This is a genomic window from Nakamurella deserti (assembly GCF_003260015.1).
GTDB lineage: Bacteria > Actinomycetota > Actinomycetes > Mycobacteriales > Nakamurellaceae > Nakamurella > Nakamurella deserti.
This window is the reverse complement of sequence record NZ_QCXS01000002.1, coordinates 811,740-830,077: the sequence shown is the minus strand read 5'-3', so window position 1 is coordinate 830,077 and position 18,338 is coordinate 811,740. Positions and strand designations below refer to the sequence as shown.

Genomic DNA, 18,338 nt, shown 5'->3' with positions numbered 1-18,338 from the left:
ATGGCCAGCCCCCTCGCACCGGTCCGCACCGGAACCGAGCCACCGCCGGCCGAGTCCGTCCGGAGGCGCCGCGCTCCCCGAGCGCGGCGCCCCGGCGCGCTGCTGGGCTGGCTGTTCGCCGCACCGGCCTTGCTGGTGTACGCCGTGTTCGTGCTGCGGCCCCTGCTGCTGACGTTGCAGTACTCCTTCTACCAGTGGAACGGCATCGGGGCCTCGACCTTCGTCGGGCTGGACAACTACCGGCGGATCTTCGCCGATCCCGAGCTGTACGGGTCCATCCTCAACGCCTTCAAGCTGATCGTGTTCTTCAGCTTCATCCCGGTGTTCCTCGGCCTGCTCGTGGCCGCGACCATCCGGCGGATCGCGCAGAGCCGGCTCGCCGTGGTGGCCCGGACGGTGCTGTTCCTGCCGCAGGTCATCCCGCTCGTCTCGGCCGGCATCATCTGGACGTGGCTGCTGTCGACCAAGGGCCTGGTGAACCAGCTGCTGGACCTCGTGGGTCTCGGCGGCACCACCCGCGCCTGGCTGGGTGACTTCGACACCGCGCTGCCGGCCGTCGGCATCATCGGGGCCTGGGTGCTGCTGGGCCTGTGCACCCTGCTGCTGCTGGCCGGGATGAGCAAGATCGACCCCGGGCAGTACGAGGCCGCCCGGATCGACGGCGCCGGCTCCGTGCGGGAGTTCTTCTCGATCACGCTTCCGAACCTGCGGGCCGAGATCGGGGTCTGCATCACTCTGACCGTGATCGCCGCGCTCGCCAGCTTCGACATCATCTACATCTCGACCCAGGGCGGCCCCGGCGGCACCACGATGGTGCCCGGTCTGCAGATCTTCTACCTGGCCTTCTCCGAACGGCGGATCGGTGCCGCGTCGGCCCTGGCGGTCGCGCTCGTGGTGCTGGTGCTGGTCGTCGTCGTTCCCATCCAGCGACTCGCCAAGGACCCGAACGCATGATCGTCACCAAGAGCGAGGCCTGGACCGGGCGCGTCCTGCTGGTCCTGCTGATGGCCTTCACCATCGTGCCGTTCCTCAGCCTGCTGGTCACCGCGCTGCACCCGTCGGGCACCTACCCGTCGGGGGTCGAGTGGCCCGACGACCCGCAGTGGAGCAACTTCGGGAAGGCCTTCACCGCCGCGAACATGGGGGCGCTGCTGTGGTCCAGTGGGCTGATCGTGCTGGGTGTGGTCCCGGCGGCGCTGGTCATGGGGACGATGGCCGGGTTCGCGTTCGGCCATCTCCGGGTCACCGGACACCGGGTCGGCTTCTTCGCCTTCGTCCTCGGACTGACGCTGCCGTTCGAGGGCATCATCACGCCGCTGTACTACCAGGTCCGCGACATGGGACTGCTGAACACCCGGTGGGCGATCATCCTGCCGCTGCTGGGTCTCTTCATGCCGTTCTCGGTCATCTGGATGCGGGCCCATTTCGCCGGCATGCCCGACGACCTGTCCGAGGCGGCCCGCATCGACGGCGCCACCACCTGGCAGCTGTTCTGGAAGGTGCACGTGCCGCTGGCCCGGCCGGCCATCTCCGCGCTGGGCATCCTGCTGTTCCTGTGGACGTGGAACCAGTTCCTGCTGGCGATCGTGCTGGTGGACGATCCGGCGAAGCGGACGATGGCCGGTGCCCTCGGCGCCTTCCAGGGCCAGTACGGCACCGACATCCCCCTGCTGTGCGCGGGGTCGCTGCTGATCCTGGCCCCCACCGTGCTGGTCTTCGTCATCTTCCAACGGCAGTTCACCGCGGCCCTGCTGCAGGGCGCGCTCAAGGGATGACCGGCCCGATGACCGACGACGAACGGACCCGCTTCGTCCGCTACACCCGGCCCGAGCGGTGGCCGCTGCTCGACCGGTTCCCGGTCAGCGGTGAGCTGCACGACCGCATCCTGGCCGAGATCCTGGTGGACAGCACCGACGAGGTGCGCCGCCGCCGGCACGGCCTGCGGTCGCGGGCCCACGACGGGGCGGCGACGCTGCTGGCCGACCCGGCCTACCAGGCGGCGTTGCGGCGGTTGCCGTTCCACGGCGGCGACCGTGTCGCCGCGCTCGGTGACTCGCTCACCGCCGACCGGTTGGGGTGGTTCGAGCTGCTCACCCACACCATGCGGCTGGCCGGGTACCCGGGGGTGGCCACGCACAACCTGGGGCTCAGTGGTGACACCACCGCCGACGCGCTGGAACGGTTCGACCTGCTGGAGGCGTTCCGTCCGACGCACGTGCTGGTCCTGCTCGGGACCAACGACGCCCGGCGGCACGGCCGGTCGACCGACCACCGGATGGTCACCCCCTCGGAGACCCAGCGCAACCTCCGGGTGCTCGACGACCTGATCCGCGGCACCCTGCACGCGCGGGCGGTCTTCATCACCCCGCCCCCCGGCGACCAGGCGTCGATCGACCGGTCGTTCGCCGGGGAGACCGTGCGGTGGGCCGCCGCCGAGCTGGACGCCGTGGCCGCGCAGGTCCGGGACGTGGCAGTGGATCACATCGACCTGCACCGGGTGCTGCGCCGGCAACCCGACCGCACCTGGCTGGACCCGGACGGGGTCCACCTCAGCGCGTACGGACAGCGCCTCACGGCCGCGACGATCGCCGCCGGGTTGTCCCGGTCGACCACCGCCGGCCGCTCGGTCGACGCGGCCGACGACCGGGAGTTCGGGGACGGCCGCGACGCGGGAGGCGCCGGCCACCCTGGGGACGCCGTCGACGCCGCGGCGGGTCCGACCGCCGCCGCCGACTGAGCCATCGCCGGCTCCGGCAGGCCGTCGCGCGACGGCCCGTCGGTGCCGGCCATGCCGCAGAACGCACGAGGCGCCGCCCCCGGTGGGAGCGGCGCCTCGTCGTCGGCTGCGGGTCAGGCGGAGAACCGCGCGTCGTCGGGATCGACGACCGGCGGCTTCTTGTACGGATCCGGGTCACCGGCGTACGCGGCGTGGGCCGCCTGCGCGGCCACCGCGGCGTCCGCCGACTTCGCGGCGTTCAGCAGCTCGTCCATCGCGCGGGCGGTGTCGGGCACCTTGTCCAGCACGAAGGTCAGGGTCGGGGTGAACTTGATGCCGGTCTCCCGGCCCACCGCGCTGCGGAGCACCCCGAGGGCGCTCTTCAGGGCGATTCCGGTGGACTCGACGTCCTCGTCGGCGCCGTACACCGTGTAGTACACGGTCGCGTCACGCAGATCCGGGGTGACGGTCGCGGCGGTGATGGTGATCATCGCCAGCCGCGGGTCCTTCACGGAGTGCTCGAGCTCGGTCGCCACGATCGCGACGATGCGCTTGGCCAGTCTCCTGGCGCGGGCCGAATCAGCCATGGTTCACCTCATGCGGATAGGTCCGTCGCCGGCAGGCGACGGAGTCGAGACGACCGTGGGAGCCCCGGGGGGCCCCCACGGTCAGGGGTACGTCAGGCGCGCGGCTTCTCGCGGGTCTCGTACGTCTCGATGGTGTCCTCGATCTCGATGTTGTTCCAGCTGCCGAGCCCGATACCGCACTCGTAGCCTTCACGCACCTCGACCGCGTCGTCCTTGAACCGCTTGAGCGAGTCGATCCGCAGGTCGTCGTTGATGACGACGCCGTTGCGGAGCAGACGGGCCTTGGCGTTCCGTCGGATCTCGCCGGACCGGACGATGCAGCCGGCGATGTTGCCGAACTTCGACGAGCGGAAGACCTCGCGGATCTCGGCGGACCCGACGTTGATCTCCTCGTACTCCGGCTTGAGCAGACCCTTCAGGGCCAGCTCGATCTCGTCGATCGCCTGGTAGATGACCGTGTAGTACCGGATGTCGACACCCTCGCGGTCGGCGAGCTCCTGGACACCACGGACCGGCTTCACGTTGAAGCCGACCACGATGGCCTCGGTGGTCGCCGCCAAGTTGATGTCGTCCTGGGTGATGCCACCGACACCGCGGTGCACGACGCGCAGGTTCACGTCCGGACCGACCTCGAGCTGCATCAGGGAGTCCTCGAGCGCCTCGACGGTGCCCGAGTTGTCGCCCTTGATGATCAGGGTGAGGTTCTCGATCTTCTTCTCGGCCAGCGCGGTACCCAGGTCCTCCAGGGTGATCCGGCGACGGTTGGCGACCTGGGCCTTGCGGGCCCGGGCCTGCCGACGCTCGGCGATCTGGCGGGCGACGCGGTCCTCCTCGACGACGAGGAACGAGTCACCGGCGCCGGGCACCGAGGTGAGGCCTAGCACCTGGACGGGCCGCGACGGGAGCGCCTCGAAGACGTTCTCGCCGTGGTCGCCGAGCATGGCCCGGACGCGTCCGTAGGCGTTGCCGGTGACGATCGAGTCGCCGACCCGGAGCGTGCCGCGCTGGACCAGCACGGTGGCCACCGAACCACGACCGCGGTCGAGGTGGGCCTCGATGGCCACACCCTGCGCGGGCATGTTCGGGTTGGCGGTGAGGTCCAGGGCCGCGTCGGCGGTCAGCAGGACGGCTGCGAGCAGTCCGTCGATGTTGATCCGCTCGCGCGCCGAGACCTCGACGAACATGGTGTCCCCGCCGTACTCCTCGGCGACCAGGCCGTACTCGGTCAGCTGCTGCCGGATCTTGTCCGGGTTGGCGCCTTCCTTGTCGATCTTGTTGATCGCGACGACGACCGGCACCTCGGCTGCCTTGGCGTGGTTGATCGCCTCGACCGTCTGCGGCATCACGCCGTCGTCGGCCGCGACCACCAGGACCACGATGTCGGTCGACTTCGAACCACGGGCACGCATGGCGGTGAACGCCTCGTGGCCCGGGGTGTCGATGAAGGTGATGAGCCGCTCGTTGCCGTCCAGCTCCGTCGCCACCTGGTAGGCGCCGATGTGCTGGGTGATGCCGCCGGCCTCCTTGTCCATGATGTGCGTGTCGCGGATGGCGTCCAGCAGCCGGGTCTTGCCGTGGTCGACGTGACCCATGACGGTGACCACCGGCGGCCGGATCTGCAGCTCGTCCTCGCCGCCCTCGTTCGCCCCGTAGTTCAGGTCGAACGTCTCGAGCAGCTCGCGGTCCTCCTCGTCGGGGGACACGATCTCGACCTCGTAGCCCATCTCGGAGCCGAGCAGCTCCAGGATGTCGTCACTCACCGACTGGGTGGCGGTCACCATCTCACCGAGGTGGAACAGCGCCTGCACCATCGAGGCCGGGTTGGCGTCGATCTTGTCGGCGAAGTCGGCCAGGCTCGAACCGCGCACCAGACGGACGGTGCTGCCGTTGCCACGGGGCAGGACGACGCCGCCGACCGACGGGGCCTGCATGTTGTCGAATTCCTGCCGACGCTGCTTCTTGGACTTGCGGCCCTTGCGGGACGGTCCACCCTGGCGGCCGAAGGCACCCGCCGCGGTACCGCGACCGGCACCACCACGGGGGCCACCGCCACCGGGACGCGCGGGCCCACCGGTGGACGGGCCACCGGGACGGTAACCGCCGGGCGCACCGCCCGGACGGTAGGCGCCGCCGCCGGCGGCGCCGGGGGGGCCACCGAAACCGGGACGACCACCCGGGGTGCCGGGACGGCCACCCGGGGTTCCCGGACGCGGGCCACCGGGACCGGCCGGACGCGGTGCGGAACCGGGGACACCGGTACCGGGACGGGCCTGGGGCGGACGCGGAGCGCCGGGGATGCCACCGCCGGGACGCGGCGGCGCGGTGCGGCCACCGGAGCCGACACCGAACGGGTTGTTGCCGACACGCGGCGGGCGGGGTGCGCCCGGGATGCCGCCGGTGGGACGCGGCGCGGCCGGCGGTGCGGCCTGCTCGGGTGCGGCAGCGGCCGCGGCGGCGGGCCGGAACTCCGGCGCCGACGGGGCGGCGGGGGCCGGTGCGACCGGAGCGGCCGGGGCCGCCGGACGCGGAGCGGCCGGCCGGGGCGCCGGGGCGCCGGTGGTCTGCGGACGGGCGGGAGCCGCCGGTGCCGCCACGGCCGGAGCCTGCGCGGCGGCCGGGGCCGGAGCCGCCGGACGCGCGGGTGCGGGCGTCACCGGGGTCGCCGCGGGCGCGGCGGGAGCCGGGGTCGCCACCGGAGCGGCGGCGGCCGGCGCCGGCGCGGCCGGAGCGGGTGCGGCGGGAGCCGGGGCGGGAGCCGCCGCAGCGGCCGGGGCGGGCCGGGTGGCCGCACCGTGACCGGCTCCGCCGTTGGTGTCCTTGGCCGGGGCCGCGGCAGCTGCGGGGAAGGCCGCACGCAGCTTGCGCACCACCGGTGCCTCGATGGTCGAGGACGGGGTCTTGACGAACTCGCCGAGCTCGGCGAGCTTCGACATCACATCTTTGCTGGGAACGCCGAGCTCTTTTGCGAGCGCGGATACTCGGGCCTTACCTACCACTGGTCTCCTTCTGAGGGGGCCCAGCGGCGGATGGCGCGCCGGGCCTAGTTGGTGATGATGCTCATCGCTGGTGCTTCACGGCGTGCTCACGATGGGTCTGCCTTCGTTGTCGGACATGGCGAGTGCTCTGCACTGCCGTTCTACTGCTCACCTACCGGTTCCCCGACCACCTCGGCGAGGTGGGCGGCGACCGCGTCGTCGGGCAGCGGGGCGGCGAGCCGGAGGGCCCGCATCCACGCCTTCCGGCGAATCGCGTTCCGCAGACACTGCGCGTCGAGGTGCAGGTACGCCCCTCGACCGGGGAGCCGGTGCCGCGGATCGGGGACGATGGCGCCCCCGGAGACCACGACACGCAGCAGGTCAGCAGCCGTCGTACGGGCACGGCACCCCACACACGTCCGCACCGGGCCCGGAGGCCCGTCCGCGTCCTGCGCCGCCCGGGCCTGTCGCCCGGCGCCGCGTGTGGGGATGGGTGCCCGAAGTCGGGCCTTCTTCACTCTACCTGCCCGGTGCCCCGGCCGGGGCACCGTCCGCGGCGGGCTCGGCGTCGGACCGGATGTCGATCCGCCATCCGGTGAGCCGGGCGGCGAGCCGCGCGTTCTGGCCCTCCTTGCCGATGGCGAGTGACAGCTGGTAGTCCGGCACCACCACCCGGGCGGCGCGGGCGGCCAGGTCGACCACCGTGACAGAGAGAGCGCGTGCGGGCGACAGCGCATTCCCGACGAACGTCGCCGGGTCCGGGTCGTGGTCGATGATGTCGATCTTCTCGCCGTTCAGCTCGCTCATCACCGCGCGGACCCGCTGGCCCATCGGGCCGATGCAGGCGCCCTTGGGGTTGACGCCGGGGACGGTGGCCCGCACGGCGATCTTGGACCGGTGGCCCGCCTCGCGGGCGATGTCGGTGATCTCGACGGTGCCGTCGGCGATCTCGGGGACCTCCAGGGCGAACAGCTTGCGGACGAGGCCGGGGTGGGTACGCGACAGCGTGATCTGCGGCCCGCGCATGCCGCGCACGACCGACACGACGAAGCACTTGAGCCGCTGGCCGTGCACGTAGCTCTCCCCCGGCGCCTGCTCGGCCGCCGGGATGACCCCCTCGATGTCGCCCAGGCTGACCACGACGACGCCCTTGGCGTTGACCCGGCTGTCGGCGCTGACGACACCGGTGATGAGGTCGTGCTCGCGACCGGCGAAATCGCCGAAGGTGCGCTCGTTCTCGACGTCGCGCAGCCGCTGCAGGATGACCTGCCGGGCGGTGGTGGCGGCGATCCGGCCGAAGTCCTCGGGCGTGTCGTCCCACTCGGGACCGTCCTCACCGTCGCCGCGCGGCTCGCGGGCGAGCACGCGGATCTGGCCGGTCTTGCGGTTGACCTCGACGCGGGCGCGCGGAGCATGGTGGTCGGTGTGCCGGTACGCGGTGAGCAGGGCGGTCTCGAGGGTCTCGATGAGGGACTCGAAACTGATGTTCTTCTCCCGTTCGACCGCCCTCAGTGCGGCGATGTCGACGTTCACTGCTGTCCTTCTTCCGTGGTGCTCGTGCTGCGGGTGCTGCCGGGTGTGGGGGTCGGGTCGACCGTGGTGGCGGTGTCGTCCTCGTCGAGGTCGTCGGTGTCGTCGGTGTCGGCCGGGTCGTCGTCGAGGTCGTCGGTGTCGTCGTCCTCGAAATCGTCGCCCTCGTCATCGGTGTCGAGGTCGTCGGTGTCGCCCTCGAGCTCGTCGTCGGTGAAGGCGTCGGCCGGCACCTCGTCGAACGCGCGGGCGGGGTCGACGAACCCGTCGGCGTCGAGCAGCGCGACGTGGGCGGGCGGCATCTTGCCGAACTCGACCTCGACCTTGGCCCGCCGGATGTCGCCCAGCGGGACGGCCGTGACGGTGGCGTCGGTGCCGGTCAGCAACTCGAGCGTGCCCTCGACCACACGGCGGGCCCGTCCCTCGATCTTGGTCCCGTCCATCATGGTGACGGTCAGCAACCGCGCCCGGGCCCGGCGGAAGTGCCGTTCCTCGGTGAGCGGGCGGCCAATGCCGGGACTGGTGACCTCGAGCGTGTAGGGCTCGGCACCCAGCAGGGCGGTTCCCGCCTCCTCGGCGGCGTCGAGCTCGGCGGCGAGCGTGCGGCTGATCTCGGCGGCGGCGTCCAGGGTGACCCCGTGGTCGCCGTCCACGATCACCCGGACCAGTGAGCGCCGGCCGGCGGCCACGACGACTACGTCCTCGAGGTCCAGGCCCTCGACGCGCCCGACGACCGACCGTGCCAGTTCACGCAGAGCGTCCTCGTCAGCTGGCTTCATCGTGTCTCCCGCCTGTGTAGTTGTCCCGATCAGAGTAACCGCATCTGGAATGATGTCCGGCGTGCCCAGTCCCCGTCCACGCCCGATCGGCCGACGCAGTTTCCTCACCGGCGTCGGCGGTGCGGGTGCGGTGGCCCTCACCGGCTGTTCGGTGTTCGGGGGCGACGCACCCACCGTGACCAGCACCGTCGAGGCCCCGCCGCCGGTCGACCCGATCGAGACGCTGATCGCGACGACCAGGCTGCACCTCGCCCGGCTGGACGCCACCCTCACCACCTACGCCGCCGACGGCGCCACGGTGGCGCTGCTCACGCCGTTGCGGGCCGACCGCGCCGCGCACCTCGACGCCCTGCGCACCGAGGACGCCCGGGCGTCGGGTTCGGTACTGCCCGAGGGCACCGAGCCGTCCTCCCCGGGAGACGCGGCGAGTCTGCAGGTCTCCCCGGACGTCACGACGGCCCTGGCCACCATCCGCTCCGACGCGGAGAACGCGCAGTTGCAGTTCAGCGACGGCGTGGTGGCCACCGGGGCCTACCGCGCCGCCCTTTTCGCCTCCATCTCGGCCTGCCTGGCCACCCACCGATCGGTGCTCACCGTATGACCGCGCCCAGCACCCCGTCCGGAACCACGGGCGCGCCCGCCCCGAGCGGCGAGGCGTCGGTCTCGGTCGTTCCCGGCAGCGGCGGCGCGGTCGTCACCACCCAGGTGGACATCGGTGAGGTGGAGCCGGCGGCGGTCGCCGCGATCCAGATCGGGCTCGGCACCGCGCACGCCGCCGTCTGGGCGTACGGGCTGATCAGCGCCTGGGACGGGGACGACGTCGACCTGATCCGGCAGAACCGCCTGGCCAACGAGCAGATCCGGGACTCGACGACCGACCTGCTCAGCTCCGTCGGTGCCGAGCCGGTCGCCACCGAGGTCGCGTACCGGGTGCCGGTGGTCGTCAACGACCGGGTCACCGCGCTGCAGGTGGCGGTCGCCATCGAGAAGGACGCCACCAACGCCTGGCGCGCCGTCATCGGATCGACCGGCAACTACCAGCTGCGGCGCTTCGCGCTGACCGCACTGTCCGATGCCGCCGTCCGGCTCACCGGCTGGCGGGTGCTGGCCGGGGCTGCGCCCACCACCGTGCCGTTCCCGGGCGACGAACCGTCCTGAGGCCGTCACCGCAGGGTGCGCAGCCCGACGGTGTTGGCCATCCAGATCGAGTCCGACGGGGCTGCGGTGCACTGGCCGCCTGTCTCGGACTGTGTCCGGTTCCAGCCCGAGCCGCCGAGATCCACGACATCCCCGGTGCGGGCCACCTCCCTGCCGTCGGCATCGAGGACGGTCAATCCGACCGCGGGAGAGCCGACGGCCCGGAAGCCGCGTGGCCAGATGACCAGCACCGGCCCGCCGTCCCCGTCCGAACGCGCGGAAATGACCGCGGGATCGCTGACCGGGCCGAGGTAGACACAACCGTCGGGGCCGGCCAACAGCATCCCCTGGGCGAGTGCGGTTGAACCCTGCCCGCTGATCCAGGTCCCGGTGGGAGGCCGATGGGCAGCGGCGGTCCGGTGGGCTGCGAGGTCGCGGTGGAGCCCAGGGGGCGCGACGGGCCAGCCGGCGCGCCGGCGGTGTCCGGGGCGCCCGCGCATCCTCCGACGAGCGCCGAGAGTACGAGGCCCACCACTGTTCCTGCTCCGTGTCGCACGAGTGTCCTCCGGTCGGTCCGTGACAACCGGACGGGAGCGGAGCGGCCGCCGGTTGCACGCCCGCCTGGTCGGATCGTGGGCACCGCGGTAGCGTCCCGCCCCAGCCGGACCGGAGGAGTGAGCGTGACCGCGAAGACCGTCGACGAGTACGTCGCCGCCGCCGGCTCCGACGAGGTCCGGGAACTGCTGACCCGGGTGCGGGAACGGCTGCGCTCGACGGTGCCCGACGCCGGCGAGACCATCAGCTACCAGATGCCGACCGTGACGATGGACGGCACCGCCCTGCTCTACTACGCGGCCTGGAAGAAGCACCTCGGCGTCTACCCGGTGCCGTTCGGCGACGCCGCCTACGAGGAACTGGTCGCGCCGTACCGCGCGGCCAAGGACTCGGTTCACTTTCCCTACCGAACGCCGTTCCCGTGGGACGTCCTCGACCGCATCGTGACGCTGGCGGTGAGACGCCGGCTTAGCGGCTGAACATCGGGCCCGCCCTCCAGCGTGGGGAGTCGGTGACTCGGGCGGCACGGAACCTGTGCTTCCGTCGTGAAGATGACCGGATGCCGGTGATGATTACGCCGAACGCACGGCCCGGGTCGGGACGAGCCGGGCGCCAGACGAACCCGGCCCAAGGCGCCCGAAAGCCCGGATTCGGCGTGAGGATCACCGTCATCCGGTGAAAATCACGCCGAAAACCGGAGGTCAGCTCAACCCCGGACGGCCGCCAGCACCGTCGCCACCAGGTCGGTCGCGGCGACCTCGGACTTCGCCCCCGACGCCCGGTCCCGGACCTCGGCGGTGCCGGTCGCCCAGGAGCGTCCGATGACCACGATCGTCGGCATCCCGAGCAGTTCCGCGTCGGCGAACTTCACGCCCGGCGAAGCCGCCCGGTCGTCCAGCAGCACGGAGACGCCCGCAGCGGACAGCTCGTCCGCGACCGCACCGGCCGCGTCGAACAGCTCGGCCCCCTTGCCGGCGATGACGAGATGCACGTCGTAGGGGGCTATCTCGCGGGGCCAGGCGAGACCCTTGTCGTCGTGGTTGTCCTCGGCGATGGCGGCCACCGCACGGGACACCCCGATGCCGTACGAGCCCATGGTGACGGTGACGAGCTTGCCGTTCTGGTCCAGCACCTTGAGATCGAGAGCGTCGGCGTACTTGCGGCCCAGCTGGAAGATGTGGCCCATCTCGATGCCACGGGCGGTCTGCAGCACCCCACCGGCGGGCCCCGGACTCGGGTCGCCGTCCCGGATCTCGGCGGCGTGGATGACGCCGTCAGGGGTGAAGTCACGGCCGGCGACGAGGCCGAGGACGTGCCTGCCCGGCTGGTCGGCGCCGGTCACCCAGCTGGTCCCCGACACGACCGCCGGATCCACGAGATACCTGATCTTGGAAGCGTTCCCGGAACCGAGCGCACCCGGCCCGATGTAGCCCTTGGCCAGCGACGGGTACCTGGCGAACTGCGCCTCGTCGAACGCCTCGACCTCGGCCGGGGACACCTGGGCCTCCAGCCGCTTCGGGTCCACCTCGCGGTCGCCGGGAACACCGACGGCCAGCGGCTCGGTCGCGCCGTCCGGGTGGCGCAGCAGCACCAGCACGTTCTTCAGCGTGTCGGCCGCGGTCCACGGCCGGTCGTCCCGGGGGAACGCCGCATTGAGGTGGTCGACGAGGGTCTGGATGGTGGGGGTGTCGGGAGTGTCCTCGACGTGCGCGGGCGGCAGGTCGTCGAACGGGATCGCCGGCGGCGAGGGCATCGTCACGGCCTCGACATTGGCCGCGTAGTCACCGCTCTCACTGCGGACGAAGGTGTCCTCACCGACCGGCGAGATGGCCAGGAACTCCTCAGACGCCGAGCCGCCCATGGCACCGCTCATCGCCGAGACGATGACGTAGGAGAACCCGAGCCGGTCGAACACACGACGGTAGGCCTCCCGCATCTTCTGGTAGGCGCTCTCCAGCCCGGCGTCGTCGATGTCGAAGGAGTAGGCGTCCTTCATCACGAACTCGCGGCCGCGCAGGATGCCGGCGCGGGGCCGGGCCTCGTCGCGGTACTTCGTCTGGATCTGGTAGATCGACAGCGGCAGAGACTTGTAGGACGAGTACAGGTCCTTCACCAGCAGCGTGAACATCTCCTCGTGCGTGGGCCCGAGGAGGTAGTCCGCCCCCTTGCGGTCCTTGAGGCGGAACACGTTGTCGCCGTACTCGGTCCAGCGACCCGACGCCTCGTAGGGCTCGCGGGGCAGCAGCGCGGGGAAGCTGACCTCCTGCGAACCGGCGGCGTCCATCTCCTCGCGGACGATCTTCTCGACGTTGCGCAGCACCTTCAGGCCCAGTGGCAACCAGGTGTAGATCCCGGGGGCGGCGCGCCGGACGTAGCCGGCCCGGACCAACAGCCGATGGCTCGGCACCTCCGCATCCGCCGGGTCCTCGCGCAGGGTGCGCAGGAACAGGGTCGACATGCGGGTGATCACGGGATGGGGCTCCTCGGGTGAAGTGACGGTCCGACGGGTCAGCCTACTGGCCGGTCGGCGGCCGATCCTGCGGTTTCCGGGCCGCCCTACAGCGCCAGCACCGCCCGCGCGGCGTCCGCCAGCGGCTGGGCGTATCCGCGTCCGTGGCTGGCGGCGTGCACCGCGAGCGGGTGCAGCTGGTGCAGCGGCACCCGGTCGCGCCAGCCGTCCGCCGGCGGGTGGGTGTCGGAGTAGCCGTCGAGGATGTCGCGGAGCCGCGGCGCACCGAACAGGGCCAACATCGCCAGGTCGGTCTCACGATGACCGCCGTGCGCGGCCGGATCGATGAGGCACACCCCCGCGGCGGTCCACAGCACGTTGCCGCTCCACAGGTCGCCGTGGATGCGTGCCGGCGACTCACCGTCGTCGAAGTCGCCGGCCACCAGCCGGTCGCAGACCCGCTCGACCGCTCGGGCGTCGGCCGCGTCCACGTGCCCGCGATCGACCGCTTTCCGCAGGTAGGGCAGGACCCGTTGACCGGCATAGAAGGCACCGAACGACGCGGCGGGGCGGCAGCTCATCTCCTGTCGTCCGATGAAGGTCGGGCCGGTCCAGCCGTCCGGCGGGGCGCCCCAGGCGGCCGCCCCGGCGTCATGGGTGCGGGACAGCGCCGCCCCGAAGGCGCGGGCGGCGGTGGCGCCGGCCGCGCCGTCGCGCACCCGCGGCAGCTCGATGAAGCCCGGTCCCACGTCGAGCACGTCGACGACCGTCGCCCCGTCGGGGGCCGCGGCCAGCCACCGCAGACCGGCCGCCTCGGCCTCGAAGAACCCGGCGGGGGCATCGTCGCGCTGCTTTCGGAAGCTCATGGGCAAGACCGTAGGCTGGCCCGTCGTGCTCATCCTGCTGCCCCCGTCCGAGACGAAGCGGACCGGCGGCCACGGTGCACCGCTGGACCTCGCCGCGCTGGCCTTTCCCGGGCTCACCCCGCTGCGAGAGACGCTCGTCGACGAACTCGTCACGCTCGCCGCCGACCTGCCCGCCGCCCGTGCCGCGCTCGGTGTGAAGCCCTCGCTCGACACCGAGATCGCGGCCAACGCCGCTCTGCGCACCGCGCCGACGCTGCCCGCCCTGGACCGGTACACGGGGGTGCTGTACGACCATCTCGGGGTCGCGACGATGACGACGGTGCAACGCGGGCGCGCGGACGCCCGGTTGGTGATCGGCTCCGCGCTGTTCGGCGCGACCCGGGCGACCGACCCGCTGCCCGCCTACCGGTTGTCGGCCAACGCGAAGCTGCCGGGTCGGGGCGGACTCGCCGCGCGCTGGAAACCGCTGCTCGCGCCGGCTCTGAGCACCGGCGAGCTGACGCTGGACCTGCGATCGGGTGCCTACGCCGCGCTGGGGCCCGTCGCCGGAGCGGTCACCGTGGATGTCGTCACCGAACGTCCAGACGGCAGCCGGAGCGTGGTGTCGCATTTCAGCAAGGCCACCAAGGGCGTTCTGGCCCGGGTGCTGTGTCAGTCGCGGGCGGAGCTCGATTCGGTGGGCGCCGTGGTGCGCGCCGCCCGCCGGGGCGGGCTGACCGTCGAGCACACCGGGCCGACCGTCCTGACGGTCGTCACCGGGTAAATCGGTTGCCCGCCGGGAGTCTCCCGGCCAGGATCATCCGTGCACCGAGACGTCGCGGTGCGCCAGACCACCCCCGTTCAGGGCACGTCAGTCCGAGCACCGCAGCTCGACGACACCGCAGCACTGAACACCGCAGGTCCGTGAGCGTGAAGGAGGAGCCCGTGTCCGTCGCCCCCGTGTGGCACTCCCGCATCCTCCCCTCACCGGATCCCCTGCCCCGCTGACCTCGTCGGCGTTCCCGGGTCCGGACCTTCCCTCTGGAGCCGCTCCCATGCCGACCCACGGCACCCACACCAAGCGTCATCTGCAGGTCGTCGACCCGTCCGTGAGCAGCGACGACCGACCCGCCGATCTTCCCGACGCCCCCGACCCCTCGGACCGTGACGCCGCCGGGCCCGCGCCCGCCGGTGCCGCGCCTTACGGTCCCGTCGGCCCGTGGTCCGACGCCGCCGCCGCCGCCGACGACGACGACGACGACCAGGACGCCAGGGGCGACTGGGACGACGGGGACGACGACGTGTCGTTCCAGAAGTTCCGCTCCGCCACCGCCGCAGGCCGACGCCACGTCGTCGTCGAGGGCAGGTCCGGCCGACGCGAGGTCGCCGCCGCCGAACCGGTTCCCGTCCCGGACCAGGACCCGCGCGGTGGCGCCGCGCCACCGGTCACCGCATCCACCGCCTACTCGACCTACGACACCGCCGCCCGCGGGCCCGAGCCGGTCCCCGGTTGGGTCGTGACGTCCTACTCCGCGATCGACCATCCGCTGGGTGTCCTCAAGACGGGCAAGGAGGCCGACGTCCATCTGCTGGAGCGGGGCCTGCCCGGCGGGCCGTCGTCGCTGCTGGCCGTCAAGACCTACCGCTCCTCGGAGCACCGGATGTTCCACCGCGACGCGGGCTACCAGGAGGGACGCCGGACGCGCCGCACCCGGGAGGGCCGCGCGATGACCACCCGGACGGCCTTCGGTCGCGAACTGCTCGCCGGCAAATGGGCGGCGGCGGAGTTCGCGGCCCTGTCGGCGCTGTGGACCGCCGGCGCGCCGGTGCCCTACCCGGTGCAGCTCATCGGCTCCGAGCTGATGATGGAGTTCGTCGGCGACGGTGACGGCGCGGCCGCTCCCCGACTCGCTGCGGTACCGGTGCCCGACCACTGTGAACCGGTCGACTGGTTCACCGCGCTCTGGCAGGACCTGGTGCACAGCCTGGAGCTGGTCGCGTCCCTCGGCTACACCCACGGGGACCTGTCGCCGTACAACGTGCTCGTCGCCGACGGGCGGTGCGTCCTGATCGACCTGCCGCAGATCGTCGACGTGATCGCCAACCCGCAGGGCCCGGCGTTCCTCGCCCGCGACGCGTCGGTCATCGCCGACTTCTTCGCCCGGCGCGGCGTTCCCGGCGCCGACGGTGATCTGCTCGCCACCCGGCTGGCCGACTTCGCGGGGCTCTGACACGCGGCCGGCGCCATCACCCCGGGTCGGCGGTCCGGTCCGGCAGGCCGGCGGGTGGCGCCCTGGAGCGGTCGGCGTCGGATGGGAGCGACCCGCGCCCGGTACCGCCGCCGGGCGCGCGGCGCCGCCTACAGTGGGCGTCGTGCGCCACTTCGACCTCGCCATCATCGGAACCGGATCCGCCAACTCGATCCCCGGACCTGACTTCGACGACTGGTCCATCGCCATCCTCGAGAAGGGCCTCTTCGGGGGCACCTGCACCAACGTGGGGTGCATTCCCACCAAGATGTTCGTCTGGCCGGCGGAACTGGCCACCGGCACCGTGGAGGCGTCCCGGTTCGGCGTCGACGCCAGCCTGGACAAGGTGCACTGGCCGGCCATCCGGGACCGCATCTTCGGGCGGATCGACGCCATCGAGGCGGGCGGACGCGAGTACCGCAGCGGTCCCCGGACACCCAACCAGACGGTCTACACCGGCACCGCCCGGTTCCTCGACGCCCACACCATCGACACCGGGACCGGCGAGACCATCACCGCCGACCGGATCGTCATCGGTGCCGGCGGCAGGCCGCTCATCCCGGACATCCCGGGTCTGGACGACGCGACCGTGAAGGCGCGCGTCCACACCAGCGACACCGTGATGCGCATCGACGACCTGCCGGGTCGGCTGCTCATCATCGGCGGCGGCTACATCGCGTCGGAGTTCGCGCACGTCTTCGCCTCGTTCGGGACCACGGTGATCCAGGCGGTCCGGGGGGACCGGCTGCTCGCCAAGCACGACCGCGACGTGTCCGAGGTGTTCACCACCGACGCCGGACAGCGCTACGACCTGCGCCTGAACTCCCAGATCGCCGGGCTCGACGCGACCGCGGACGGCATCACCGCGACCCTGGACGGACCCGACGGCGAGTCCACCCTCGACGTCGACCTGGTGCTGATCGCCACCGGCCGCACGCCCAACTCCGATCTGCTCGACGCCGAGGCGGCCGGGTTGGAGCTGCACAAGGACGGCCGGATCAAGGTCGACGCGCAGCAGCGCACCAACGTGGACGGCATCTGGGCGCTGGGCGACATCAGCTCGCACTACGCGCTCAAGCACGTCGCCAACGCGGAGGCACGGACGGTCGCACACAATCTCCGGCATCCGGACGCGCTCGTCGCGACCGATCACCGTTTCGTGCCGGCCGCGGTGTTCGGTCACCCGCAGGTGGCCAGCGTCGGCCTCACCGAGGACGAGGCGGTCAGACACGGGGTGCGCCACGTCGTGAAGACGCAGCAGTACGGCGACATCGCCGCCGGCTGGGCCCGTGAGGACACCACGCACTTCGCGAAGCTGATCGCCGATCCGGCGTCCGGCCGGTTGCTCGGCGCGCACATCATCGGCCCGGAGGCCGCGACGGTGATCCAGCCGCTCATCCAGGCGATGTCGTTCGGCCAGTCGGTCCGCGGGCTGGCCCGTGGTCAGTACTGGATCCACCCCGCGCTCCCCGAGCTCATCGAGAACGCGCTGCTCGGACTGGAACTCGACCCCGAACCCGCCGACGACAGGGAGTGACCGTGCGTGCCCTCATGAACGCCATCCACAAGATCGTGGACGCCCTTGCCCGCCGCAAGGTCCGACGGGACGAGAACCCCGGCAGCCGCTGAATCGTCAACGGGCCGGTCCGGCGTTCGAGGTGCCGGAACGGGCGTTGGCGCTGAGCAGTTCGGACCGCTCGTTGCAGCTCAGCTGCGGGGCCGGGGCGGGCGTTGGCGCTGGCTGCGGGACCGTTCGTCGCGGTTCAGCCGCCGGGCCGGACCGGTCCTTCGCACCTGAGCTCCCGACCGGGCGACCTGTCACCGCTGAGCTGCCGCACCACTTCGTTACGTTGCGACCGAGCTGCCGGACTCGGACGGTTGGTTGCGCCCGCGCTGCGGCACGGGGCCGGCCTGTCGCGTCCTGTTCGACGGATCAGCCCACCGAATCCGGCCGTGCCCACCCTGCAGGCTCGGCAGACGCAGAATCGTGCGGTACACGCACGGCGACCCGGCGCGAGCACCCAGACGAAGCCCCGACCGCAGCTGCCCCGGCCACCACCCCCGACACCGGTGTGCCCACCGAACCGGGCCGTGCCCACCCTGCACGCTCGGCGGACGCAGATTCGTGCGGCACACGCACGGCGACGTCGCGCGGGCACCCAGACGAAGCCCCGGCCGCAGCTGCCCCGGTCCACCCCCGACAGCGATGTGCCTACCGAACCAGGTTGTGCCCACCCTGCAGGGTGGGCAGACCCGCATTCATTGGGCACACCTGGCTGCACCCGGCACGCAGAGCTTTCAGGCCTCGGCACCGCCCACAGGCCGGATGGGGCCGCAAGCACCCAGCAGGGTGGGCAGACGCGCATTCCTGCGGCACACCCGCACAGCACACCCGGCACGACGAGGACTTCCGTCCCCCGGCACCCATCTGCCCACCGAACCGGGCCGTGCCCACCCTGCAGGCTCGGCAGACGCAGATTCGTGCGGCACACGCACGGCGACGTCGTGCGAGCACC

The 18,338-nt window shown here is 72.1% G+C and carries 16 protein-coding genes and 1 pseudogene; 9 read left to right on the top strand and 8 right to left on the bottom strand.

The genetic code is table 11. The features are described from left to right. Genes DB033_RS03930 through DB033_RS03920 form a run of 3 tightly spaced genes read left to right on the top strand, consistent with a single transcriptional unit; the run spans nucleotide 1 to nucleotide 2,737 of the window. Entirely contained in the window at nucleotides 1-954 is a 954-nt protein-coding gene (locus tag DB033_RS03930; protein WP_111765542.1) for a carbohydrate ABC transporter permease, read from the top strand. Further along, nucleotides 951-1,775, top strand: coding sequence for a carbohydrate ABC transporter permease (locus DB033_RS03925; protein WP_111765541.1), 825 nt, complete (start codon nucleotides 951-953; stop codon nucleotides 1,773-1,775). The genes DB033_RS03930 and DB033_RS03925 overlap by 4 nt, the downstream gene beginning before the upstream one ends. An 8-nt stretch (nucleotides 1,776-1,783) precedes the next feature. Beyond that, the gene (locus tag DB033_RS03920; RefSeq protein WP_157970496.1) at nucleotides 1,784-2,737 is read left to right on the top strand and encodes an SGNH/GDSL hydrolase family protein; all 954 of its coding nucleotides are present in this window, start codon (nucleotides 1,784-1,786) and stop codon (nucleotides 2,735-2,737) included. A 113-nt stretch (nucleotides 2,738-2,850) separates the two neighbouring features. Here the strand turns inward: DB033_RS03920 and rbfA are convergent, their stop codons facing one another. The 5 genes from rbfA to rimP form a co-directional block, all read right to left on the bottom strand. Continuing rightward, entirely contained in the window at nucleotides 2,851-3,303 is a 453-nt protein-coding gene (rbfA, locus tag DB033_RS03915; RefSeq protein WP_111765539.1) for a 30S ribosome-binding factor RbfA, read from the bottom strand. Nucleotides 3,304-3,395: 92 nt separating this feature from the next. Continuing rightward, complete coding sequence (gene infB, locus DB033_RS21620; protein WP_111765538.1) at nucleotides 3,396-6,299, bottom strand: translation initiation factor IF-2; 2,904 nt, start codon at nucleotides 6,297-6,299, stop codon at nucleotides 3,396-3,398. A gap of 140 nt (nucleotides 6,300-6,439) precedes the next feature. After that, nucleotides 6,440-6,691 carry a YlxR family protein gene (locus DB033_RS21615; RefSeq protein WP_276309194.1) on the bottom strand — a complete coding sequence of 84 codons (252 nt, stop codon included), beginning with the start codon at nucleotides 6,689-6,691 and terminating at the stop codon, nucleotides 6,440-6,442. Between the two features lie 106 nt (nucleotides 6,692-6,797). Further along, nucleotides 6,798-7,811 (bottom strand): transcription termination factor NusA, encoded by a 1,014-nt coding sequence (gene nusA, locus DB033_RS03900; RefSeq protein WP_111765536.1) that lies wholly within the window; start codon nucleotides 7,809-7,811, stop codon nucleotides 6,798-6,800. Continuing rightward, nucleotides 7,808-8,587 carry a ribosome maturation factor RimP gene (gene rimP, locus DB033_RS03895; RefSeq protein ID WP_111765535.1) on the bottom strand — a complete coding sequence of 260 codons (780 nt, stop codon included), beginning with the start codon at nucleotides 8,585-8,587 and terminating at the stop codon, nucleotides 7,808-7,810. The genes nusA and rimP overlap by 4 nt, the downstream gene beginning before the upstream one ends. Before the next feature lie 61 nt (nucleotides 8,588-8,648). Here rimP and DB033_RS03890 point away from each other — a divergent pair, with 61 nt between their 5' ends. Together DB033_RS03890 and DB033_RS03885 are read left to right on the top strand one after the other, a co-directional pair. Further along, on the top strand, nucleotides 8,649-9,188 hold the full coding sequence (locus DB033_RS03890) for a hypothetical protein (RefSeq protein ID WP_157970495.1): 540 nt from the start codon (nucleotides 8,649-8,651) through the stop codon (nucleotides 9,186-9,188). After that, the gene (locus DB033_RS03885) at nucleotides 9,185-9,745 is read left to right on the top strand and encodes a ferritin-like domain-containing protein (protein ID WP_111765533.1); all 561 of its coding nucleotides are present in this window, start codon (nucleotides 9,185-9,187) and stop codon (nucleotides 9,743-9,745) included. Before DB033_RS03890 ends, DB033_RS03885 begins: the two co-directional genes overlap by 4 nt. A 5-nt stretch (nucleotides 9,746-9,750) precedes the next feature. On the opposite strand, the gene DB033_RS03880 is transcribed toward DB033_RS03885, so the two are convergent. Next, entirely contained in the window at nucleotides 9,751-10,062 is a 312-nt protein-coding gene (locus DB033_RS03880; protein WP_157970494.1) for a hypothetical protein, read from the bottom strand. A gap of 342 nt (nucleotides 10,063-10,404) precedes the next feature. Here DB033_RS03880 and DB033_RS03875 point away from each other — a divergent pair, with 342 nt between their 5' ends. Beyond that, nucleotides 10,405-10,758, top strand: a complete 354-nt coding sequence (locus DB033_RS03875) for an iron chaperone (RefSeq protein WP_205843634.1) — start codon at nucleotides 10,405-10,407, stop codon at nucleotides 10,756-10,758. A gap of 227 nt (nucleotides 10,759-10,985) precedes the next feature. Here DB033_RS03875 and DB033_RS03870 read toward each other — a convergent pair whose 3' ends face one another. Both DB033_RS03870 and DB033_RS03865 read right to left on the bottom strand, forming a co-directional pair. Next, complete coding sequence (locus DB033_RS03870; protein ID WP_111765530.1) at nucleotides 10,986-12,749, bottom strand: proline--tRNA ligase; 1,764 nt, start codon at nucleotides 12,747-12,749, stop codon at nucleotides 10,986-10,988. An 86-nt stretch (nucleotides 12,750-12,835) separates the two neighbouring features. Beyond that, nucleotides 12,836-13,594 carry a fructosamine kinase family protein gene (locus tag DB033_RS03865; RefSeq protein WP_111765529.1) on the bottom strand — a complete coding sequence of 253 codons (759 nt, stop codon included), beginning with the start codon at nucleotides 13,592-13,594 and terminating at the stop codon, nucleotides 12,836-12,838. Nucleotides 13,595-13,619: 25 nt separating this feature from the next. On the opposite strand from DB033_RS03865, the gene DB033_RS03860 reads away from it, so the two are divergent. From DB033_RS03860 to DB033_RS03850, 3 genes and pseudogenes are all read left to right on the top strand, one after another. Continuing rightward, nucleotides 13,620-14,357: a YaaA family protein gene (locus DB033_RS03860; RefSeq protein WP_111767217.1), complete on the top strand. Its 738-nt coding sequence runs from the start codon at nucleotides 13,620-13,622 to the stop codon at nucleotides 14,355-14,357. Between the two features lie 495 nt (nucleotides 14,358-14,852). Next, nucleotides 14,853-15,804: pseudogene (locus DB033_RS03855) on the top strand (RIO1 family regulatory kinase/ATPase domain-containing protein). A 142-nt stretch (nucleotides 15,805-15,946) separates the two neighbouring features. Further along, nucleotides 15,947-17,359, top strand: a complete 1,413-nt coding sequence (locus DB033_RS03850; RefSeq protein WP_111767216.1) for a mycothione reductase — start codon at nucleotides 15,947-15,949, stop codon at nucleotides 17,357-17,359. The last annotated feature ends 979 nt before the right edge of the window (nucleotides 17,360-18,338 follow it).

Bases quoted from the DNA above. Each gene is read 5' to 3' on its own strand.
- DB033_RS03930 (WP_111765542.1), top strand. From the start codon at position 1: ATGGCCAGCCCCCTCGCACCGGTCCGCACCGGAACCGAGCCACCGCCG.
- DB033_RS03925 (WP_111765541.1), top strand. From the start codon at position 951: ATGATCGTCACCAAGAGCGAGGCCTGGACCGGGCGCGTCCTGCTGGTC.
- DB033_RS03920 (WP_157970496.1), top strand. From the start codon at position 1,784: ATGACCGACGACGAACGGACCCGCTTCGTCCGCTACACCCGGCCCGAG.
- rbfA (WP_111765539.1), bottom strand. From the start codon at position 3,303: ATGGCTGATTCGGCCCGCGCCAGGAGACTGGCCAAGCGCATCGTCGCG.
- rimP (WP_111765535.1), bottom strand. From the start codon at position 8,587: ATGAAGCCAGCTGACGAGGACGCTCTGCGTGAACTGGCACGGTCGGTC.
- DB033_RS03885 (WP_111765533.1), top strand. From the start codon at position 9,185: ATGACCGCGCCCAGCACCCCGTCCGGAACCACGGGCGCGCCCGCCCCG.
- DB033_RS03865 (WP_111765529.1), bottom strand. From the start codon at position 13,594: ATGAGCTTCCGAAAGCAGCGCGACGATGCCCCCGCCGGGTTCTTCGAG.